We start from the raw sequence: 18,944 nt of genomic DNA, 5'->3' as shown, positions 1-18,944 counted from the left end.
TGCGGGGGGTCGGTGTGGCGCGTCACCCGCCCGGGGCGGGGCGCGGGTCAGAGTGGTACGCCGAGGAGGGGCCAGACGGCGAGGGCGAAGACCAGGACCAGGGCCGCCGTCAGCGGGGCCAGGACCAGGGAGAGGCGGAGCAGGTCGCGCGGGGTGTAGGTGGGGGTATCCGGCAGGCCCGCGTACAGGGCGACCGGTTTGGCCGAGGCCGGCAGGGTGTGGCAGAAGCCGGCCGCCGCCGTGGAGGCCAGGGCGGCGGCGACCGGGTTGACGCCCGCCTCGCCGGCGGCGGCCACCACCAGCGGGACCAGCACGCTGGAACGGGCGGAGCGGGACTGGAGGACCAGGTGGGCCGCCGTGCTGACCGCGACGACCACGCCCAGGAACAGCCAGGGCGGTACGCCGTCGCCGGGCAGGCCCGACACCAGCCAGCGGGCCGCGCCGGAGGTGGCGAGCGCGATGCCCATGGCCATGGTGGCCGCCATGAACAGCAGCAACGACCACGGCACGGTGCCCAACGCGTCCTTGAGCCGCACCGTCCCCAGCGCCGGCGAGGTGGCCACCAGCGCGCCGATCAGCGCCACGACGGCCGGCGGCACCTGGTGCAACGGCTCGGCGCACCACAGCAGGACGACCGTGCCGAGCAGCAGCGCGCAGCGGGCCTCCGCGGGTGTCAGCGGGCCGCTCACCGGCTGCGGGGTGTGCTCCCGCAACTGCTCGACGGTGATGCGTACCGGCCCCTCGCGGTCGGCCCGCCGCGTCGTGGTCACCAGCACGACCTCGGCCGCGAGATGAGCGGAGGCGACCGCGAGCGGCAGCCCGAGCAGCAGCCAGCGGGCGAAGCCGATCTCCTCGCCGGTGCTCTCCCACAGCACCGAGACGGTGATCAGGTGAGCACCGGCGCCGATCAGGGTGGCCACGGCCGAGAGCAGGATGACGGTGGGGAAGAGCAGCGCGAGCATCACCACCACGCGCTTCCGGTCGGCCAACACCCTGGCCAGCGCCAGGAACACCGGCAGCGCCAGAGCCGCCCGGCCGGAGGTGGCCGGGATGGCGAAGGCGGTGGCCACCAGGGCGGCCGTGGTGAGGTGGGCGAGTTGGCGTACGCTGCGCGCCCCGCTCACCAGGAACGCGGCGGCCCGGCCGGCGAGCCCGCTGCGACCGACCGCCGCCGCCAGGACGAAGGCGCAGATCAGCAGCCACACGGTGGCGTCGCCCAGGGTGCCGAACAAGGTCTCGCCGCTGATCACGCCGGTCACCGTCAGGGCCAGCCCCGCACCGAGGGCGACGTAGGTGTCGTCGATCGGGGTGGCGATCCAGGCGCAGGTGGCGAACGCGAAGACGGCCAGGGTGATCCTGGCGTCGACGGCGAGCCCGGGGAGGTTGCCCGGCACGGCCAGCACGGCGCACGCGCTGAGAGCGGCGCACCAGGCGGCGGCCTGACGGTGGGTGAAGGTCACTCCGTCAGTCTCAAAAGCGCCGGTGAGCCGCTGATGAGCGCGCGATGAGAGGAACTTCATGCGACGCCCGGGGCGCGCGCCGGATGGGTGTCGGGTGCGCGCGAACCCCCGACCCGGGCGCGGCCCCGGGCTCGCGCGGGGCGTCGGCGACGGGTGCCCCGGACCGTCGGTCAGGGTAGCCGGTAGCCCATGCCGCGCACGGTCTCCACGCGCGCGGCGCCCAGCTTCCTGCGCAGGGCCCGGACGTAGACGTCCACGATGTTGGAGCCGGGATCGAAGTCGTAGCCCCAGACGTGGGAGAGGATCTGTTCGCGCGAGAGCACCTGGCCGGGGTGGCGCAGGAACAGTTCGAGGAGGACGAACTCGCGCGCCGTCAGGTCCACCGACCGGGCACCCGAGCGGGCCCGGCGGGTGCGCAGGTCCAGCGTCAGGTCCCCGCTGCGCAGCACCGTCACCTCCGGGACCCGGGCGGCCGTGCGCAGCCGCAGCCGCACCCGGGCCAGCAGTTCCTCGAACCGGAAGGGCTTGGTCATCCAGTCGTCCGCGCCGCCTTCGAGGCCGGCCACCGTGTCCCGTACGGAGTCGCGCGCGGTCAGCACGATCACCGGGGTGCTCACCCGGTCCTCGCGCAGCCCGCGCAGCACGGTGAAGCCGTCCTGGCCCGGCAGGCCGATGTCGAGGATGATCAGGTCGAAGCCGCCGGTGCGGGCGTAGTCGGCCGCGGTGTCGCCGTCGGCCGCGATGGTGGTGACGAAGCCGCTGGCCCGCAGGCCCTTCTCGACGAAGGCGGCGATACGCTCCTCGTCCTCGGCGATCAGGATGCGCTTCATCGCGGGGTCTCCTCCCACAGCAGGACGAAGGTGGCGCCGGCCCCGTCCCCGGGCTCGGCCGGGGACGGGCGGCGGGTGGCGGCCCCCGGGGCGGGGGCGGCAGGGGCCGTGGGGGCGGGAGCGTGCCAGTCGCCGGGGCGCAGTTCGACGCGGCCCCGGTGGCCCTCGGCGATGGCCTTGACGATCGACAGGCCAAGGCCCGCGCCGCCGCCGTGACTGTCGGTGGCCGCCCCCGGGCCGCGCGCGCCGCGCCGCGCGGTGCCCCGCCGGAACCTCTCGAAGATCAGCTCGGCGTCCTCGGGTCGTACGCCGGGCCCGGTGTCCGCGACGTACAGCTCCACCCGGCCCGCGGCGCGCCGGGAGCCGATGCGCACGCGCTGGCCGACCGTGGTGTGCTGCACCGCGTTCTGCGCGAGCTGCACCATGGCCTGGGTGATGCGCTGGGCGTCCAGCCACGCCTCGCCCTCGGCGACCTCGGTCAGCTCCCAGCGGCGTTCGCCCAGCGTGCGGGCCTTGACGAAGACGTCGGCCGTCAGCTCGGCGAGCTGCACCGGGGCGGGCGTGACGAAGTCGGGGCGTTCGGCCTTGGCCAGCAGCAGCAGGTCCTCGACGATGCGGCTCATCCGGTCCAGCTCGTCGGTGACCAGCCGGATGGTCTCCTCGCGCTCGGCCGCCCCGTGCGGGCCGGTGTGCATGAGCTCCAAGTGGCCGCGCACGATGGTGATGGGGGTGCGCAGTTCGTGCCCGGCGTCGTCCACGAACTGGCGCTGGGCGCCGAACGCCCGCTCCAGCCGGTCCAGCATCGCGTTGAACGTCTCGGCGAGCGCCGACACGTCGTCGCGGCCCCGCACCAGGATGCGCCGGGTCAGGTCCTGCTCGGTGAGCTGGGCCGCGGTGGCGCGCACCAGGCGCACGGGGGCCAGGATGCGGCCGGCGACCACCCACCCGATGCCGCAGGTCATCAGCAGTGCGACGCCCGAGATGGCCAGCAGGGTGCGGAACACGTCGTCGGCCCGCTCCTGTTCGCGGTCCGCGTGGAAGGCCACCACGAAGGTGCCCGTGGGGCCGGCGCCGCCGGGCCGGATGGCGACCTTGGCCCAGCGCACCTCGCCCGCGGCCCGGTCCAGGGTGCCGGTGCTGCGCTGCGAGCAGGCGATTGCGGCGAGCGCCGCGTCGTCGCGGTACAGCGGGAGGTCGACGGGGACGGCGCGCTTCTGCCGGACCACCGAGGGCGGCCTGGAGTCGTGGACCAGACCGAGCAGTTCCTCGTAGGGGTCGGCGTACTGCCGCTCCAGGAAGACCTTGAGCAGCCGGCGCGGCTCGGTGAACGGGGCGCCGGTCCGGGGGTCCCGTCCGCGCTCGACGAAGTGGGCGAACTCCCCGGCCTCCTGGGCGAGCAGCTCCGTCGTGCGCTCCTCGACGTCGCGCAACAGGATCGAACGGGTGGTGGTGGCGACGGCGGCCAGCGCGACGGTCATCACCAGGAGCAGCCACAGCAGGATGCGTACCCGGGCCGAGACGCGGCGGCCCGGGGTCGGCGGCGCCGCGTCAGCCGTCGTCACCGGGGCCGTCGTCGCGGTCGTCCGCGCCGTCGTCGTCGCGTTCGGCGGTGTCGTCTGCGGTGTCATCGGCCATGCCGTCGGTCGCTGGCGGTGGGGGGACGGCCTCGTCGCCGGGGGAGGCGGGGGAGGTGCGCGCGGGCGGTGGCGCGGGGGGTGAGCCGGTCGGGCCGGGCGAGGGGGAGCCGGACTCCAGCTCGACCTTCGCGGGGGCCCGGGGGGCGTCGGGGGCGTCGGTCAGCAGATAGCTGGTGACGGCGATGCCGAGCGGGATCGCGACGACGGCCGTGAGGGTGGCGAGCCGGTGGGTGAGGGGCATGGGGCCACGGTGGGCGCGCCACCCGCGAGCGGTGATGAAGACGTCATGAGGAGTTCTTCATCCGCCCTGGTCGCCTGGCCGGGTCGGGCCGCCCGTGGGTGGCCCGAGCCCGGCGGGCTCACGCGTCCAGGCCGATCGCGAACGCCGCCTCCAGGTCGTGCTGCGAGTACGTGCGGAAGGCGATGTGCGTCTCCGTCGAGGCCACGCCGGGCACCTTGCTGATCCGGCCGGGGATGACGTCCGCGAGGTCGTCGTGCTGGGCCACGCGCACCAGGGCGATCAGGTCGTGCGCGCCGGTGACCGAGTAGACCTCGCTGACCCCCTCCAGCGAGGCGATCTTCTCGGCGATCTCGGGGATCTGGTCCACGCTGGTCTTGATGAGCACGATTGACGTGATCACGGCTGGCTGTCTCCCTCGCTGGCCTGAACGGGCCCTTTCACTTTAGCCGCAGCGCGAGCCCCCGCCCCGGGGTCCGTCCCGGCCCCCAGGCCCGCTCCGGCGTCCGCGTTCGCCCGGGTGCGGGCGCCGGTCTCCTCGCCCGCGGGGGCCCCGCCCGCACCTGGGTCCGGCCGGCCGCGCGGCAGGGCCAGGGCGTACAGGAAGCCGATGCCGAAGCCGATCAGGTGGGCCAGGTAGGCGACGCCCGGCCGGGGGCCGCCGTGCCGGGCCGCCAGCCACTGGAGCGCGCACCAGAACGGCAGCACCAGCCAGGCGGGGAAGCGCAGCGGCAGGAAGAACAGGAACGGGAGCAGGCTGGTCACCCTGGCCCGGGGCAGCAGGACCAGGAAGGCGCCGAGCACCCCGGAGATCGCCCCGGACGCCCCGACCAGCGGCTGGGGGGAGTCCGCGTACGCCAGGGCGAAGCCGGCCAGCGCCAGGTAGCCGGTGACCAGGTAGCACAGCAGGAAGCGCGGCCGACCCATCCGAGCCTCGGCCAGAGTCCCGAAGACCTGGAGGAAGAGCATGTTGCCCAGCAGGTGCGGCCAGCTTCCGTGGACGAACAGCGCGGTCAGCGGGGCGAGGGCGGCCCGTGGGAGGTCGTCGGCCCACCGGGCCGGCACCACGCCCCACCGCGCGAAGTAGTCCTCCCGCGCGCGCACGAGTTCGATTCGCTCCCCGTCCGGGGGAGCGAGTCCGGCGGCCGGGCTGGCGAGAAAGAGCAGACAGCAGGCGATGATGAGCGCATATGTCAGGAGAGGGCCGTCGCGCATCGCCGCCTTCTTGAACATGTTCAGATCATCCCGTATCGCTATGAACCGCGCAGATCGCCTCGCCGGGCCCGGGGTGTCGCCGCGCACCCCACCCGGCGACCGTCAGGCCGTAGGGTTACCGAAAGCACTCCCGCAGTCCGACGGCGCACCGCGGTGGGGTCCGGGCGCTCCCGGGGGGCAGGTGGCAGTCGTACGCGGCGTACCGCGCCCGGTGCGACGCGTGTGGTCGCGGCGCACCGGGTGTACGCGGCCGGGCACAAGGCCACGTGGACCGCGAACGAACGCGTAGCAGACGTGAAGGACGACACGATGGCCGTTCCCCAGCCGACAGCAGGCACCCGTTGGCGCTGCACCCTGTGCGGCAACCTCACCCGGTTCGACGTGACGCGCTCGACCAGGGCCGTCGAGTACGTGCACCTGGACCTGGCCGGGGAGCCCAGCACGGAGGAGCGCGAGGTGGTCAGTGAGACCATTGAGTCAGTGCGCTGCCGCTGGTGCAACGCGGTCGACCAGATCGAGCTCGTGGACCGCCCGGGCGCGAGCGCCTGAGAACGGAAGCGGTGACAGGTGGTGGAGCGGACGAGCGGCCCGGATGCCGCCCACGACGCCAGCGACGCGCACGGCGTCGCGGGCGCCGACGGCCCGAGCGGCCCCGACGGCGGTGTGGGTGAGCCCGCCGAGTCGCTCGACCGCCCCCTGCCCGAGGCCGTCAGGCACCGGGTGGTGGCCCTGGTGGCCGACGCCTTCGGCGCCCTGACCGTCGGGGAACTGCCGACCCAACTGCGGCAGTACGCCCGCTTCACCCCCACCCGGCGGGCCAAGTTCGCGGGCAACGCCATGGCCGCCGCCATCGCCACCGCTCCCGCCTTCCGGCAGCGGATCGCCGCCCGCCTCCGTGAGACACAGGTCGAGCTGGCCGAGACCGTCGAGGCCGGCTCGCCGCCCGCCGCGGCCGACCCGGTGGACGTGGCGGCCCTGGCGTACGTGCTGCGGCCCACCGGCTGGGTCAAGCTCGTCGAGGCCGCGGGCGAGGAGGCCCAGCGCGCCAACGCCGAACGCGCGGGCACCCGGGCCCTGGAGGAGCTGCGTCGGCTCCGCGAGGAACTGGACCAGACGCGCGCGGCGGCCCGTGGCGACGCGGAGCGCTCGCGTGCGGAACTCGAGGCGGCCCGCAAGGAGACCGACGTCCTCCAGCGCAAGCTGCGCAGCGCGCTCAGCGACGTGCGGCGCGGCGAGGCGGCCCTGCGCAAGGCCACGAACGAGCTGGAGGCGCAGCGCGGCGCGGCGGTGGCCGAGCAGGCGCGGGCCGACGGCGAGGCGCGGCGGCTCAAGGCGCGGCTGGCCGAGACCGAGGCCGCGCTGGAGGCCAGTCGGCGCGCGGTGCGCGAGGGGCGCAGCGTGGAGGACATGCGGCTGCGGCTGCTGCTGGACACGATGCTCGACGCGGCCCAGGGGCTGCGTCGCGAACTGGCCCTGCCGCCGGCCTCGATGCGCCCGGCCGACACCGTGGACGCGGTCGAGCCCGGCAAGATGACGCCGAAGGACATCGCCACCCGCGCGCTGTCCGACCTGGACCCCGCGCTGCTCGACCAGCTCCTGGCGCTGCCGCAGGCCCATCTGGTGGTCGACGGCTACAACGTCACCAAGACCGGCTATCCGACGATGCCGTTGGAGAAGCAGCGGCTGCGGCTGCTGGGTGGTCTGGCGGTGCTGGCGGCGCAGACCGGGGCCGAGATGACCTGCGTCTTCGACGGGGCCGAACTGGCCGCCCCGGTGCTGCTCGCGCCGCCGCGCGGGGTGCGGGTGATGTTCAGCAAGCCGGGCGTGACGGCGGACGAGCTGATCCGGCAACTGGTGCGGGCCGAACCGCCGGGCCGCCCCGTGGTCGTGGTCTCCACCGACCGTGAGGTCGCGGACGGCGTGGCCAAGGCCGGGGCCCGCCCGGTGGCCTCCGCGCTGTTGCTCAAGCGCCTGGCGCGCACCTGAGGCGGTCACGCGCGCCCGTCCCGCGCCGGACGGGCCGACGTGTTCCCGCCATGCGCCCGCCGGCCTTCCGACGGGTTCGCGCCACGGGTCCGGCGCGGTGTCCGACGCTCGCCGGCTCCTGTGACCAACGCCTCGCCCGGGGCCGCCCCGTGGCGACCGCCGGCGCTCGCGCGGCGCGTCCCCACGGCGTACGCGACCGGCCGTCGGGAGCCGTCGGGGGCCGTCGCATCCGGCCTGATAGTCGCTCATCTGCCGGCATCTTCGTGGGAACCGGTCAACTCGCGTCAGAAGGCCGGCAACAGGCACATACTCATCGATCAATCGTGAGCAGTGTGTCAGCTTGGCGTCACGGATTGTGTGATGTTGGTAAAGGATGGGCTCCGGAGCCAAGTTTTTCCCCTGTGAGTTTGAACGGATCACGGCGAGGTCACTAAGGTCGGGCCCCGAACCTTCGCGCGGTTGATCACTCATCCGGAGTGGCAGCGGAGGTACCGCCGAGTCCGTCGTGCTGACCTCCCGCCCCGGAGGTCGCGTAGCGGAGCCGGGGTGAGCGACCCGTCACCCGGTAGGCGGCTGGAGGAAGAAGGAGCTCGCCCCCTGTGGCGTCCCACCGTCGACCCAAGCAGCCGAGCCGCACTCGGGTAACCGTCCTCACCGCGACCGCCGCCGCTGCCGTCGCCCTCACCTCGCAGGCCGCTCAGGCCGACCCGAAGCCGACCAAGAAGGACGTCAAGGCTCAGGTCGACAAGCTGTACGAAGAGGCGGAGGTGGCCACCGAGAAGTACAACGGGGCCAAGGAGAAGCAGGACACCCTCGAAGAGCAGGTGGACGGCCTCCAGGACAAGGTCGCGCGCGGCCAGGAGGAGCTCAACAAGCTCCGTAACGGCCTGGGCTCGATGGCCACCGCCCAGTACCGCTCCGGCGGCGTGGACCCCTCCCTCCAGCTCATCCTCTCGTCCGACCCGGACGACTACCTGGACAAGGCCTCCACGCTCAACCAGGTCACCAGCAAGCAGGCGGGCTCGCTCAAGAAGATCGCCGACAAGCAGCGCACCCTCAAGCAGCAGCGCGAGGAGGCCGGCCTCAAGCTCAAGGACCTGGCCGAAACGCGCAAGGCGCTGGGTGACAAGAAGAAGGACATCCAGGGCAAGTTGAGCGAGGCCCAGGCCCTGCTGAACACCCTGACGGCCAAGGAGCGGGCCGACCTGGCCAAGGCCGAGGAGGAGCGCGCCAACCGCTCCAACGCCGAGCGGTCCGGCCTGGGCGACTCCGAGAAGGACAGCGACAAGGGCGGCGAGACCGACACCGGCAGCGAGGCGCCCACCTCGGGCCGCGCCGGCGCCGCGCTGGCCGCCGCGAAGACCAAGATCGGCTCCCCGTACGTGTGGGGCGCCACCGGTCCCGGCTCCTTCGACTGCTCCGGCCTCACCTCCTGGGCCTACGCCCAGGCGGACGTCCGGCTCGACCGCACCTCCGAGGCGCAGGCCAACAACGGCACCCGCATCGGCCGCAGCGCCCTCCAGCCCGGCGACCTGGTGCTCTTCTACGGCGACCTGCACCACATCGGCCTCTACGCCGGCAACAACCAGGTGCTGCACGCGCCCAAGCCGGGCGCCAACGTGCGCTACGAGTCGATGGACAACATGCCGTTCCAGTTCGGCGTCCGCATCTGACGCGCATCCGACGCCTTCACTCCGGCGCCCGTGGTCGTACCCCGACCCGGGCGCCGGTGGCCTATCCCGCGCCCAGCGCTCGCCCCCCGGTGTGTCGCCGCCGGGCCTCGACCGCCGCCCACGCGGCGGTGGTTGACCCCGTACCGGGCCGGTCGCGAGCGGGCGAGGTCGTTGGCGAAGCCCTCGCGCCGGTGTCGGTCCGGCTGGTGGCACCCGACTTCCACGCCTCCGACAGCGGCCGTCGCCCGGCCACCGCCGCCCCCACCGTCAGCCCACCACGCCCCGCCGGGGCGGACCGGGCGCCCGTTCGGGGGAATCGACTGACCTCCCGTTGACCGCCCGCCCCGTCGGTGACCTGCGCCTTGAGGCGTCGCCGCCGGTCGTGGTCGATACATGGCGCGACCCACGGTTATTGGACGCTCCGTGGTCGTGCGGCTACTCTCTGCCGCGCGCGGTCCCGCCCTGTCGTACGCCTGTCCGTGGGCGCGGGGGACCGCCGCCAGCGGAAGGGGACGGGCTCCAGTGGCCTCCCATCGCCGTACCTCGCCCTCGGCCCACGACCGGCCGACCCGGGTGGCCATGCTGTCCGCCGCGCTGGCCGCCTCGGCGGTCGCGCTGACCGCCGCCCCGGCCGGCGCCGACCCGGTGGCCCCGCCGCCCGACGCGCGCAGCAGCGACGCGCGCGGCGGCGCGTCCAGCGAGCAGAGCGCCAGCTCCGCCCGGCGTACCGTCGAGCGCCTGTTCCGGGACGCCGAGCGGGCCACCGAGAAGTACAACCTGGCCAAGGAGCGGGCCGACGGGCTCCGCGAGCGGGTGGGCGCGCTCCAGGGCAGCGTCGCCCGCGGCCAGGAGCGGGTCAACCGGCTGCGGGGCGCGCTGGCCGCCGCGGCCGGGGCCCAGTACCGCTCCGGCGGCGTCGACCCCAGCCTGACCCTGCTGCTGACCGAGGACCCGGACGGCTTCCTCGCCAAGTCCGCGACGCTCGACCGCATCTCGCACCGCCAGGCGGGCCAGCTCCGCCTCCTGCGCGCGGCCCAGCGGGACCTGCGCCAGGAGCGTACGGAGGCCACCGACAAGCTCGTCGAACTCGAACGCAGCCGTGAAGCCGTCTCCCGACACAAGCGCGAGGTGACCGCCAAGCTCGCCGCCGCCCGCACGGTCCTCAACCGGCTCACCGAGGCCCAGCGCGCCGCGCTGCGCCGCGCCGCGCAGCCCCGGCCGGGCGCGGGCGACGGACGGAGCGCTCCGGGCGCCCGCCCGCCCGGGGGCTCCACCGCGGCCTCCCCGCGCGCCGCGACGGCGGTGCGGGCCGCCCAGGGCGCCCTCGGCGCCCCCTACGGCTGGGGCCAGACCGGCCCCGGCTCCTTCGACTGCTCGGGGCTGACCCAGTGGGCGTGGCGGCAGGCCGGGATCTCGCTGCCGCGCACCTCGCAGGGCCAGGCCGGCGCCGGCCGACGGGTGCCGCTGAGCCAGGCGCAGCCCGGCGACCTCGTGGTCTACCGCGACGACGCCAGCCACGTCGGGATGTACGTGGGGGGCGGCCAGGTGATCCACGCCCCGCACCCCGGCGCCCAGGTCCGCTACGACCCGGTCCAGATGATGCCCGTCTCCTCGGTCAACCGCCCCTGAGGCGCGGCCGGTCGGCCGGAGTGGGGCTGCTGGCGCCCGCGTCCACCCCGTACGATCGACGACGTGGCGGGCAGGTTGCGGCGGGGTGGACGGTGGGCGGTCAGTGGTGTGGTGGCCGCCCTGGTGGTGCTCACGGCGCTGCTCAGCACCCTGGCCACGATGGCCGGCTGGGGGCGCGGGCCCGACGGGCCCGACCCCGACGCCCGCGCCATCCAACGCCTGTTGGAACGGCGTGCCGACGCGGTGCGCGAGCGTGACGAGGGCGCGTTCCTGGCCACCGTGGACCGCGTGTCCGACCGCCATCGCGCCGCGCAGCGGCGGATGTTCGACAACTTGTCCGAGGTGCCCCTCAGCTCGCTGAAGTACCGTTTCGTCCGCAAGGGCGGCTTCGTGCCCGTCGAGGGCACCGGCCGCCGGATCGCGGCCCAGGTCGAACTGCGCTACCAGCTCGCCGGATACGACACCGCCCCCGTCGTCGCTCCCCAGCGCGTCACCCTCGCCCAGCGCGGCCACCGCTGGTACGTGGCGGCGATCCAGACGCCACCCGGCACCGCCCCCGGGGCCGCGCCGGAAGCCGCCGGGCGCGGTGGCGCGCAACTGTGGGACCAGGGCCGGGTCTCGGTCGTCCGTGGCCGCCACAGCCTGGTGCTCGGCGTCGGTCAGGACCGCCACTACCTGCGTGGCGTCGCCGACACCGCGGACTCCGCCGTACCGGCCGTGCGCCGGGCCTGGCCCGCGCCCTGGGCCGGTCGCGTGGTGGTCCTGGTACCCGGCTCGCTCGGCGACATGGCGGCGCTGCTCGGTGGCTCCGCCTCCGGCTACCGGGGCATCGCCGCGGTCACCACCGGCGAGATCGGCGGCGCGGGCACCGTGCCCGCGGACCGGGTGATCATCAACCCCGACGCGTACGACGCCCTCGGCGACCTGGGCCGCCAGGTCGTCATGACGCACGAGGCCACTCACGTCGCCACCCGCGCCCACACCTCGACCAGCACCCCGCTCTGGCTCTCCGAGGGCCTGGCCGACTGGGTCGGCTACCGCGAGACCAGGACCTTCCCCCGCCAGGTCGCCCCCGAGCTGACCCGCGCCGTCGAGGGCGGCCAGATCCCCCACGCCCTGCCGGGCGACGACGACTTCGGCTTCGCGGGGGACGGGAACGTGCTGGCGCAGGCGTACGAGCAGGGCTGGCTCGCCTGCCGCATGATCGCCGAGCAGTGGGGCGAGCGGAAGCTGGTCGCCTTCTACCGCGCGGTCGGCGCCGCACCCGACCGCGACAGCGCCGTCCGGGTGGCCCTGCGCACCCAGCTGCACGTGTCCGAGGCCGAGTTCACCCGCCGCTGGCGCGGCTACCTGAAGCAGCAACTCGCCGCGCCCCCCATCCCCAGGGCGGTGTCCTAGCGGGCGCGCGCGTGACGCGGCGGGCGGGGCGGGGCCCGACCGGGCCGCCCCGGTACTGTCGGCGGCGATGGACAAGACCCTGATCGTCACGAACGACTTCCCGCCCCGGCCCGGTGGCATCCAGACCTTCCTGCACAACATGGCGCTGCGGCTGGACCCGGACCGGCTCGTCGTCTACGCGAGCACCTGGAAGCGCGGGACGGAGGGGGCGCGCGCCTGCGCGGCCTTCGACGCGCGGCAGCCCTTCACGGTGGTACGGGACCGGACGACCATGCTGCTGCCCACGCCCCGGGTCACCCGGCGTGCGGCGCGCCTGCTGCGCGAACACGGCTGCGGATCGGTGTGGTTCGGCGCCGCCGCGCCGCTCGGGCTGATGGCGCCCGCGCTGCGCGCGGCGGGCGCGCGCCACCTGGTGGCCACCACCCACGGACACGAGGCCGGCTGGGCGCAGCTTCCCGCCGCCCGACACCTCCTGCGCCGGATCGGCGAGGGCACCGACACCCTCACCTACCTGGGCGAGTACACCCGCTCCAAGATCGCCACCGCGCTCACCGAGGAGGCCGCGGCCCGGATGGTCCAACTCCCGCCGGGCGTGGACGAGAAGACGTTCCACCCGGACTCCGGCGGCGACCGGGTCCGGGCCGGGCTCGGGCTGAGCGACCGGCCGGTGGTGGTGTGCGTCTCGCGGCTCGTGCCGCGCAAGGGACAGGACACCCTCATCCGCGCGCTGCCCCGCATCCTGCGCCGGGAGCCGGACGCGGTACTGCTGGTCGTCGGCGGCGGCCCCTACCGCGCCGACCTGGAGCGGCTGGCCCGGGAGACGGGGGTCGCGCACGCGGTGCGCTTCACCGGCCCGGTGTCCGCCGAGGAACTGCCGGCCCACTACGGGGCGGGCGACGTCTTCGCCATGCCGTGCCGCACCCGGCGCGGCGGGCTCGACGTGGAGGGCCTGGGCATCGTCTACCTGGAGGCGTCGGCGACCGGGCTGCCCGTGGTGGCCGGCGACTCCGGCGGCGCCCCCGACGCCGTGCTGGACGGCGAGACGGGCTGGGTCGTCCGGGGCACCTCGGTCGAGGAGTGCGCCGACCGCGTCACCGCGCTGCTCGCCGATCCGGAGCTGCGCCGGCGCATGGGCGAGCGGGGCCGCGCCTGGGTCGAGGAGCGGTGGCGCTGGGACCTGCTGGCCGAGCGCCTGACCACCCTGCTCTGACCCGGCCTCCCTCGCGTACGAGGGCGCCGCCCGCGTACGGCGCCGGGCGGCGACCGGGCTGCGGGTGGTCGCCACGGCGGGTGGTCGGCCCGCGGGTGGGCGGGGCGCGGCGGGGGCGGTCGGTGTCGGGTCAGGTGCGGTAGATGGCCTCGATCTCGTCCGCGAAGTCCTTGGCCACCACGTTGCGCTTGAGCTTCAGCGAGGGGGTGACGTGTCCGGAGTCCTCGGTGAACTGGGTGGCCAGGATGCGGAACTTGCGTACCGACTCGGCCTTGGAGACCGCCGCGTTCCCGTCGTCCACCGCGCGCTGGATCTCGGCCAGCAGTTCCGGGTCGGAGCGCAGCTCGGCCGCGCTGGCCCCGGCGGGCTTGCCCCGCTCGGCCGCCCAACGCGGCAGGAACTCGTCGTCCAGCGTGATCAGGGCGCCGACGAACGGCCGCGCGTCGCCCACCACCATGCACTCGGCGACCAGCGCGTGCGCCCGGATACGGTCCTCGATGACGGCGGGGGCGACGTTCTTGCCGCCGGCCGTCACGATGATCTCCTTCTTGCGCCCGGTGATGGTCAGGTACCCGTCCGCGTCCAGCGTGCCCACGTCACCGGTGTGGAACCAGCCGTCGGAGAGCGCGTCGGCGGTGGCGGCCTCGTTGTTCCAGTAGCCGCTGAACAGGTGCTCGCCGTGCAGCAGCACCTCGCCGTCGTCGGCGATGCGCACCACCGAGCCGGGCATCGGCTGACCGACCGTGCCGATCTTCTGCCGGTCCCAGGGGTTGAAGGTGGTGGCCGCGCAGGACTCGGTCAGCCCGTAGCCCTCCAGGACCGTGATGCCGATGCCACGGTAGAAGTGCCCGAGCCGCTCGCCCAGCGGCGCGCCGCCGGAGATGGCGTGCGTGGCCCGGCCGCCGAGCACGGCGCGCAGCTTGCGAAAGACCAGCCGGTCGAAGAGCTTGTGCCGCAGGCGTAGGCCGAGCGACGCCCCACCGGGCTCGTCCAGGGCGCGGCTGTACGCGATGGCGCACGCGGCGGCCCGGTCGAAGATCTTGCCCTTGCCGTCCGCCTGGGCCTTGGCGCGCGCCCCGTTGTAGACCTTCTCGAAGACGCGCGGGACGCCGAGGATCAGCGTCGGGCGGAACGCGGCGAGCTCGTCGGTCAGGGTCCTGATGTCGGCGACGTGGCCGAGCTTGACCGGCGCGAGTACGGAGGCCACCTGGATCAGCCGGCCGAAGACGTGGGCCACCGGGAGGAAGAGCAGCACCGACGACGTGTCCGTACGGAAGATCGGCTTCAGCCGCTCGACGGCGTTGCCGCACTCGGCGAAGAAGCTGCGGTGGGTGAGCACGCAGCCCTTGGGGCGACCGGTGGTGCCGGAGGTGTACACGATCGTGGCGGGGGAGTCGGCGGTGGCCTCGGCGCTGCGCTCGTCCACGGCCTGGTCGCTGACGCCCCCGCCGAGCGCCTCGAGCGTCGCCACGGCGCCGTCCTCGATCTGCCACACGTGGTCGAGCGCGGGCAGCCGGTCGCGCACGGACTCCACGATCCGCTGGTGCTCGGGGGACTCCACCAGGCAGGCCACGGCGCCCGAGTCGCCCAGAATCCACAGCACCTGTTCGGCCGAACTCGTCTCGTACACCGGCACGGTCACCGCGCCCGCGCTCCAGATCGCGAAGTCGAGCAGCGTCCACTCGTACCGCGTACGCGACATCAGCCCGACCCGGTCGCCGCGGCGCACCCCGGAGGCCATCAGCCCTTTGGCGGCGGCGCGCACCTCGGCCAGGAAGTCCACCGCCGTGACGTCCTCCCAGCCGCCGGCGACCTTTCGCCCCAGAACGGGAACGTCCGGGTGCTGGGCGGCGTTGCGCCGGATGAGGTCCGTCAGATTGCCGTCGGCCGGTACTTCATAGAGGGCCGGGAGGCTGAACTCGCGCAAGACTGCTGCTCCTCGTCGGGCGCCGGCGCCACATCGCTGTGGCGTGCTGCGTCGGCTGCGGTCCATCAGGCAGAGGTGTAGGACTGCCCGGACGTTACCCATCGGTACGGCTAGGGGGATAGGGGTCACGCCTAGATGTTTGATGCGTCACACACTAGGAAGCTGGCTTCGCGCACAGTAGTCCCAAACTGGGGTGACGCGGAAGTAACCGCAGGTGGGGGCACTTCCGACGAGCCGCTTAACGAGCATAAGGTGAGACTCATGCGAGTTCACGTGGTCAGTGATGTGCATGGAAACGCTCAGGATCTGAGCAAGGCGGGCACCGGTGCTGACGCCCTGATCTGCCTCGGCGACCTCGTCCTCTTCCTCGATTACGCCGATCACGCGCGCGGCATCTTCCCCGACCTGTTCGGCGTCGAGAACGCGCACCACATCGTCGCCCTGCGCACCGCCCGCCGGTTCGACGAGGCCCGCGACTTCGGCCGCGCCCTCTGGGCCGAGCTGGAGGAACGCACCGGCGGCAGCCGCGACCGGGCCATCGAGGACGCGGTACGCACGCAGTACGCCGAGCTCTTCGCGGCCTTCCCCACCCCGACCTACGCCACGTACGGCAACGTCGACATCCCGACACTGTGGCCCGACTACGTCGCCCCGGGCACCACCGTCCTGGACGGCGAGCGAGTGGAGATCGGCGGCCGGGTCTTCGGCTTCGTCGGCGGCGGGCTGCGAACCCCTATGCGGACCCCCTACGAGATCGACGACGAGACCTACGCGGCCAAGATCGCCGCCCTGGGCGAGGTGGACGTGCTGTGCACACACATCCCGCCCGACGTGCCGGAGCTGTGCTACGACACGGTCGCCCGACGCTTCGAGCGCGGCAGCTCCGCGCTGCTGGAGGCCATCCACGCGACCCGGCCGGCGTACGCCCTGTTCGGGCACGTCCACCAGCCGCTGGCCCGCCGGATGCGGGTGGGCGCCACCGAGTGCGTCAACGTCGGCCACTTCGCCTCCTCGGGCACGCCCTGGGTGATGGAGTGGTGAGCCGCCCGGCCCACGCCGCGAGCGCGCCTCGGGCGCCCACCCGACGGGGGACGGCCGCCCCCTCACGCGGCGCTCACCGGGCGGTCGGGGCGGCGGGCGGCGCGCGATAGCCTTCACCGCAGGCGCACCAGGCGGCGGACCGGTACGGAGGAGCCACGGCGATGGCGGAACACACCAGCTCAAGCATCACGATCGACGCGGCCCCGGCCGACGTGATGGGGGTGATCGCCGACTTCGACCGCTACCCCGAGTGGACCGGAGAGGTCAAGGAGGCCGAGGTCCTGGCGACCGATCCGCAGGGCCGCGCCCAGCAGGTGCGCCTGCTGCTGGACGCCGGCGCCATCAAGGACGACCACACCCTGGCGTACACCTGGTCCGGAGAGCGGGAGGTGAGCTGGTCGCTGGTCAAGTCCCAGATGCTGCGCTCGCTCGACGGTTCCTACCGGCTCGACCCCGTCGACGGCGGGGGTCGTACCGAGGTGACCTACCAGCTCACCGTGGACGTCAAGATCCCCATGCTGGGCATGATCAAGCGCAAGGCCGAGAAGGTCATCATCGACCGGGCGCTGGCCGGGTTGAAGAAGCGCGTGGAGACCGGCGCGACCGGCTGACCCGCGTGCGCACCGTTCTGATCACCGGCGCCGGCGGCAGCGGGCGCACCACCGTCGCCGCCGCCACCGCGCTCGCCACCGCCCGCGCCGGGCGGCGCACCCTGCTGCTCAGCACCGACCGCGCCGGCGTGTTCGACGAGATCCTCCACCCGGTCGGCCCGGCGCCCGCGCCCGACCCCGCGCCGGGCGATGCCGCGCCGGCAGCCGTGCCGTGGACGCCGCCCACCGAGGTGGCCCCCGGACTGTGGGCGGCGCGGATCGCGACGTCGGAGTACTTCCGGGCCGAGCTGGCCGCCGTGCAGGAGCGCGGGCGCGGGGTCCTGGACTTCCTCGGCGCCCACGCCGTGGCGGCCGAGGAGGCCACCGAACTGCCCGGCGCCGAGACCTTCGCCCTGCTGGCGGCCCTGCGCGCGGCACACGCCGGCGAGCCGCGGCCCGCGGGCGAGAGCGCAGGCCCGTGGGACGCGCTGGTCATCGACATGCCACCGGCGCCCGAGACGATCCGCGCGCTGGCGCTGCCCGAGCAGCTCGGCCGCTACCTGCGCCGGCTGCTGCCCGCCGAGCGACAGGCATCGCGCGCGCTGCACCCCATGCTGGCCCAGCTCGCCGGCGTACCGATGCCCGCGCAGCGGCTGTACGAGACCGTCGAGCGCTGGCAGGACGACCTGGCGCGGGTGCGGCGCGTCATCGACGCGGACTCCGTGACCGTGCGGCTGGTCACCGACCCCGGCCCGCTGGCGGCGCGGGCGCTGCGCGCCGCGCGCGCCGGCCTGGCCCTGCACGGCTGCCGGGTGGACGCGGTGATCGCCAACCGGCTGCTGCCCACGGGCTCGGCCGATCCGTGGCTGGCCGCGACCTCGGGCCAACAGCAGGCGGCGCTCAAGGAGTTGCGCGAGGAGTGCGCGCACCCGGCGCGACCGGTGCCGGCCGCAGCCGGTCGGCCCGACCCCGCCACCGGCGGGCACCCGGCGGCCGGGCCGGCCACGGACGCCACCCCCGCCACGCGACCCCTGGTCGGCCTCCCCGTGTGGGAGGTCGCGCACGCCGGCCGGGACCCGCGTGGGCTGGCCGACCTCGGGCCGCTCGCGGACGCCCTCGAAGCCCTGGACGCGCGCCCGGAGCGGGCCGCCGACCCGCCGTGGACGGTCGAGGACCGGTTGGCGGACGAGGGGCTGCTGGTGTGGCGGCTGCCGCTGGCGGGGGCCGAGCGCGGCGAGCTGTCCCTGGTGCGGCGCGGAGACGAACTGGTCGTCACCGTGGGGGAGTTCCGCCGCGTGCTGCCGCTGCCCTCCGCGCTGCGCCGGTGCACCGTCTCCGGCGCGGGGCTGCACGAGGGCGCCCTGCGGGTGCGCTTCACGCCCGATCCCGAGCTGTGGCCCCGCGGCCTCTGAACGGCACACCGCCGTTCGGGTACCGTCGAACGAGCCGACCAGACCAGGCCGGGCCGATCGCGCCGGAGGGGCCGATGGGCCCGCCGCACCGCAGGAGTCCGCCATGAGTGATGCCAGCGAGCGTCCGCACGAGCCCGACAGCGCACCCGGTCACGACGGCGCGGACGGGGAACGCGCCCGCGCCACCCACCAGGAAGCGGGGCGGGGCGCGTCGCGCCCGGCGCCCGACCCCGGTGCCTGGGAGCAGGCGTGCGCCGAGGACCTCGACGCCGAACGCGCCCGGCGACGGGCCGCCTACGGACCGCAGCAGGTCAGCGCCGCCGAGGAGTTCCGTAAGTTGGCGGAAACGGTGACCGAAAAGCTCTCCTCACTTCAAGGCCCGATCGCGGGCGCCGCCGCGCAGACCGTCGTACGACAACTCATCGGACAGGCGCGGTCGGTGGTCGAGCCCGTCATCGAGCGCAATCCCGACATCTTCGACCACCTGGCGACGGCCGGAACCGAGCTGCTGGCCGCCGCCCGCGCGGCCGTCGCCGGCCAGGAGCAGCGCTGGACGCGCGGGGACGACCAGGCGGCGCGCGCCCAGGCCCCGGAAGCGGCCGGGGAGCGCGAGGGCGACGACCGCCGAGACGATACGCCTCCAGGAAGTGAACGCATCGACCTCGACTGAGCCCGCCCTCCGGTACGGTTAGCCGCGG

Annotated in this window: 17 protein-coding genes; 10 read left to right on the top strand and 7 right to left on the bottom strand. The window is 74.5% G+C overall.

The features are described from left to right. Positions 1 to 47 precede the first annotated feature (47 nt). The 6 genes from ACFVFR_RS13740 to ACFVFR_RS13715 form a co-directional block, all read right to left on the bottom strand. Positions 48 to 1,460: an SLC13 family permease gene (locus ACFVFR_RS13740; protein ID WP_383700820.1), complete on the bottom strand. Its 1,413-nt coding sequence runs from the start codon at positions 1,458 to 1,460 to the stop codon at positions 48 to 50. A gap of 170 nt (positions 1,461 to 1,630) precedes the next feature. Beyond that, positions 1,631 to 2,290 (bottom strand): response regulator transcription factor, encoded by a 660-nt coding sequence (locus ACFVFR_RS13735; RefSeq protein WP_383700818.1) that lies wholly within the window; start codon positions 2,288 to 2,290, stop codon positions 1,631 to 1,633. Beyond that, positions 2,287 to 3,852, bottom strand: coding sequence for a sensor histidine kinase (locus ACFVFR_RS13730; RefSeq protein ID WP_383700816.1), 1,566 nt, complete (start codon positions 3,850 to 3,852; stop codon positions 2,287 to 2,289). Before ACFVFR_RS13730 ends, ACFVFR_RS13735 begins: the two co-directional genes overlap by 4 nt. Then, positions 3,839 to 4,168, bottom strand: coding sequence for a small secreted hydrophilic protein (locus tag ACFVFR_RS13725; protein ID WP_383700814.1), 330 nt, complete (start codon positions 4,166 to 4,168; stop codon positions 3,839 to 3,841). The genes ACFVFR_RS13730 and ACFVFR_RS13725 overlap by 14 nt, the downstream gene beginning before the upstream one ends. Before the next feature lie 118 nt (positions 4,169 to 4,286). Beyond that, positions 4,287 to 4,568, bottom strand: a complete 282-nt coding sequence (locus tag ACFVFR_RS13720; protein WP_383700812.1) for an Lrp/AsnC ligand binding domain-containing protein — start codon at positions 4,566 to 4,568, stop codon at positions 4,287 to 4,289. After that, positions 4,565 to 5,398, bottom strand: a complete 834-nt coding sequence (locus ACFVFR_RS13715; protein WP_383700811.1) for a rhomboid family intramembrane serine protease — start codon at positions 5,396 to 5,398, stop codon at positions 4,565 to 4,567. The genes ACFVFR_RS13720 and ACFVFR_RS13715 overlap by 4 nt, the downstream gene beginning before the upstream one ends. Before the next feature lie 291 nt (positions 5,399 to 5,689). Between ACFVFR_RS13715 and ACFVFR_RS13710 the strand changes: the two genes are divergently transcribed. The 6 genes from ACFVFR_RS13710 (at position 5,690) to ACFVFR_RS13685 (ending at position 13,276) form a co-directional block, all read left to right on the top strand. Next, positions 5,690 to 5,929, top strand: a complete 240-nt coding sequence (locus ACFVFR_RS13710) for a hypothetical protein (RefSeq protein ID WP_383700809.1) — start codon at positions 5,690 to 5,692, stop codon at positions 5,927 to 5,929. Positions 5,930 to 5,947: 18 nt separating this feature from the next. Beyond that, on the top strand, positions 5,948 to 7,366 hold the full coding sequence (locus ACFVFR_RS13705; RefSeq protein WP_383700807.1) for an NYN domain-containing protein: 1,419 nt from the start codon (positions 5,948 to 5,950) through the stop codon (positions 7,364 to 7,366). Between the two features lie 599 nt (positions 7,367 to 7,965). Beyond that, positions 7,966 to 9,039, top strand: coding sequence for an NlpC/P60 family protein (locus ACFVFR_RS13700; protein ID WP_383700805.1), 1,074 nt, complete (start codon positions 7,966 to 7,968; stop codon positions 9,037 to 9,039). Positions 9,040 to 9,561: 522 nt separating this feature from the next. Continuing rightward, a complete protein-coding gene (locus tag ACFVFR_RS13695; protein ID WP_383700803.1) occupies positions 9,562 to 10,668 on the top strand; it encodes an NlpC/P60 family protein in 1,107 nt (368 codons plus the stop codon). A gap of 63 nt (positions 10,669 to 10,731) precedes the next feature. Further along, positions 10,732 to 12,066, top strand: coding sequence for a hypothetical protein (locus ACFVFR_RS13690; protein WP_383700801.1), 1,335 nt, complete (start codon positions 10,732 to 10,734; stop codon positions 12,064 to 12,066). A gap of 67 nt (positions 12,067 to 12,133) precedes the next feature. Next, the gene (locus tag ACFVFR_RS13685; protein ID WP_383700799.1) at positions 12,134 to 13,276 is read left to right on the top strand and encodes a glycosyltransferase family 4 protein; all 1,143 of its coding nucleotides are present in this window, start codon (positions 12,134 to 12,136) and stop codon (positions 13,274 to 13,276) included. A 130-nt stretch (positions 13,277 to 13,406) separates the two neighbouring features. On the opposite strand, the gene ACFVFR_RS13680 is transcribed toward ACFVFR_RS13685, so the two are convergent. After that, positions 13,407 to 15,203: an AMP-dependent synthetase/ligase gene (locus tag ACFVFR_RS13680; protein ID WP_383700797.1), complete on the bottom strand. Its 1,797-nt coding sequence runs from the start codon at positions 15,201 to 15,203 to the stop codon at positions 13,407 to 13,409. A 261-nt stretch (positions 15,204 to 15,464) separates the two neighbouring features. Here ACFVFR_RS13680 and ACFVFR_RS13675 point away from each other — a divergent pair, with 261 nt between their 5' ends. The 4 genes from ACFVFR_RS13675 (at position 15,465) to ACFVFR_RS13660 (ending at position 18,916) form a co-directional block, all read left to right on the top strand. Continuing rightward, positions 15,465 to 16,244 (top strand): metallophosphoesterase, encoded by a 780-nt coding sequence (locus tag ACFVFR_RS13675; protein WP_383700795.1) that lies wholly within the window; start codon positions 15,465 to 15,467, stop codon positions 16,242 to 16,244. A gap of 161 nt (positions 16,245 to 16,405) precedes the next feature. Further along, the gene (locus ACFVFR_RS13670) at positions 16,406 to 16,855 is read left to right on the top strand and encodes an SRPBCC family protein (RefSeq protein ID WP_383700793.1); all 450 of its coding nucleotides are present in this window, start codon (positions 16,406 to 16,408) and stop codon (positions 16,853 to 16,855) included. Positions 16,856 to 16,860: 5 nt separating this feature from the next. After that, a complete protein-coding gene (locus ACFVFR_RS13665) occupies positions 16,861 to 18,246 on the top strand; it encodes an ArsA family ATPase (protein ID WP_383700791.1) in 1,386 nt (461 codons plus the stop codon). 103 nt (positions 18,247 to 18,349) lie between these two features. Then, the gene (locus ACFVFR_RS13660) at positions 18,350 to 18,916 is read left to right on the top strand and encodes a DUF5304 family protein (RefSeq protein WP_383700789.1); all 567 of its coding nucleotides are present in this window, start codon (positions 18,350 to 18,352) and stop codon (positions 18,914 to 18,916) included. Positions 18,917 to 18,944: the final 28 nt, after the last annotated feature.

The sequence above is a fragment of the Streptomyces sp. NPDC057702 genome, from assembly GCF_042799315.1.
GTDB lineage: Bacteria > Actinomycetota > Actinomycetes > Streptomycetales > Streptomycetaceae > Streptomyces.
The sequence above is the reverse complement of the archived record's forward strand: the minus strand, read 5'-3'. Positions and strand labels throughout refer to the sequence as shown.

Bases quoted from the DNA above. Each gene is read 5' to 3' on its own strand.
- ACFVFR_RS13725 (WP_383700814.1), bottom strand. From the start codon at position 4,168: ATGCCCCTCACCCACCGGCTCGCCACCCTCACGGCCGTCGTCGCGATC.
- ACFVFR_RS13735 (WP_383700818.1), bottom strand. From the start codon at position 2,290: ATGAAGCGCATCCTGATCGCCGAGGACGAGGAGCGTATCGCCGCCTTC.
- ACFVFR_RS13685 (WP_383700799.1), top strand. From the start codon at position 12,134: ATGGACAAGACCCTGATCGTCACGAACGACTTCCCGCCCCGGCCCGGT.
- ACFVFR_RS13710 (WP_383700809.1), top strand. From the start codon at position 5,690: ATGGCCGTTCCCCAGCCGACAGCAGGCACCCGTTGGCGCTGCACCCTG.
- ACFVFR_RS13670 (WP_383700793.1), top strand. From the start codon at position 16,406: ATGGCGGAACACACCAGCTCAAGCATCACGATCGACGCGGCCCCGGCC.
- ACFVFR_RS13675 (WP_383700795.1), top strand. From the start codon at position 15,465: ATGCGAGTTCACGTGGTCAGTGATGTGCATGGAAACGCTCAGGATCTG.
- ACFVFR_RS13715 (WP_383700811.1), bottom strand. From the start codon at position 5,398: ATGTTCAAGAAGGCGGCGATGCGCGACGGCCCTCTCCTGACATATGCG.
- ACFVFR_RS13660 (WP_383700789.1), top strand. From the start codon at position 18,350: ATGAGTGATGCCAGCGAGCGTCCGCACGAGCCCGACAGCGCACCCGGT.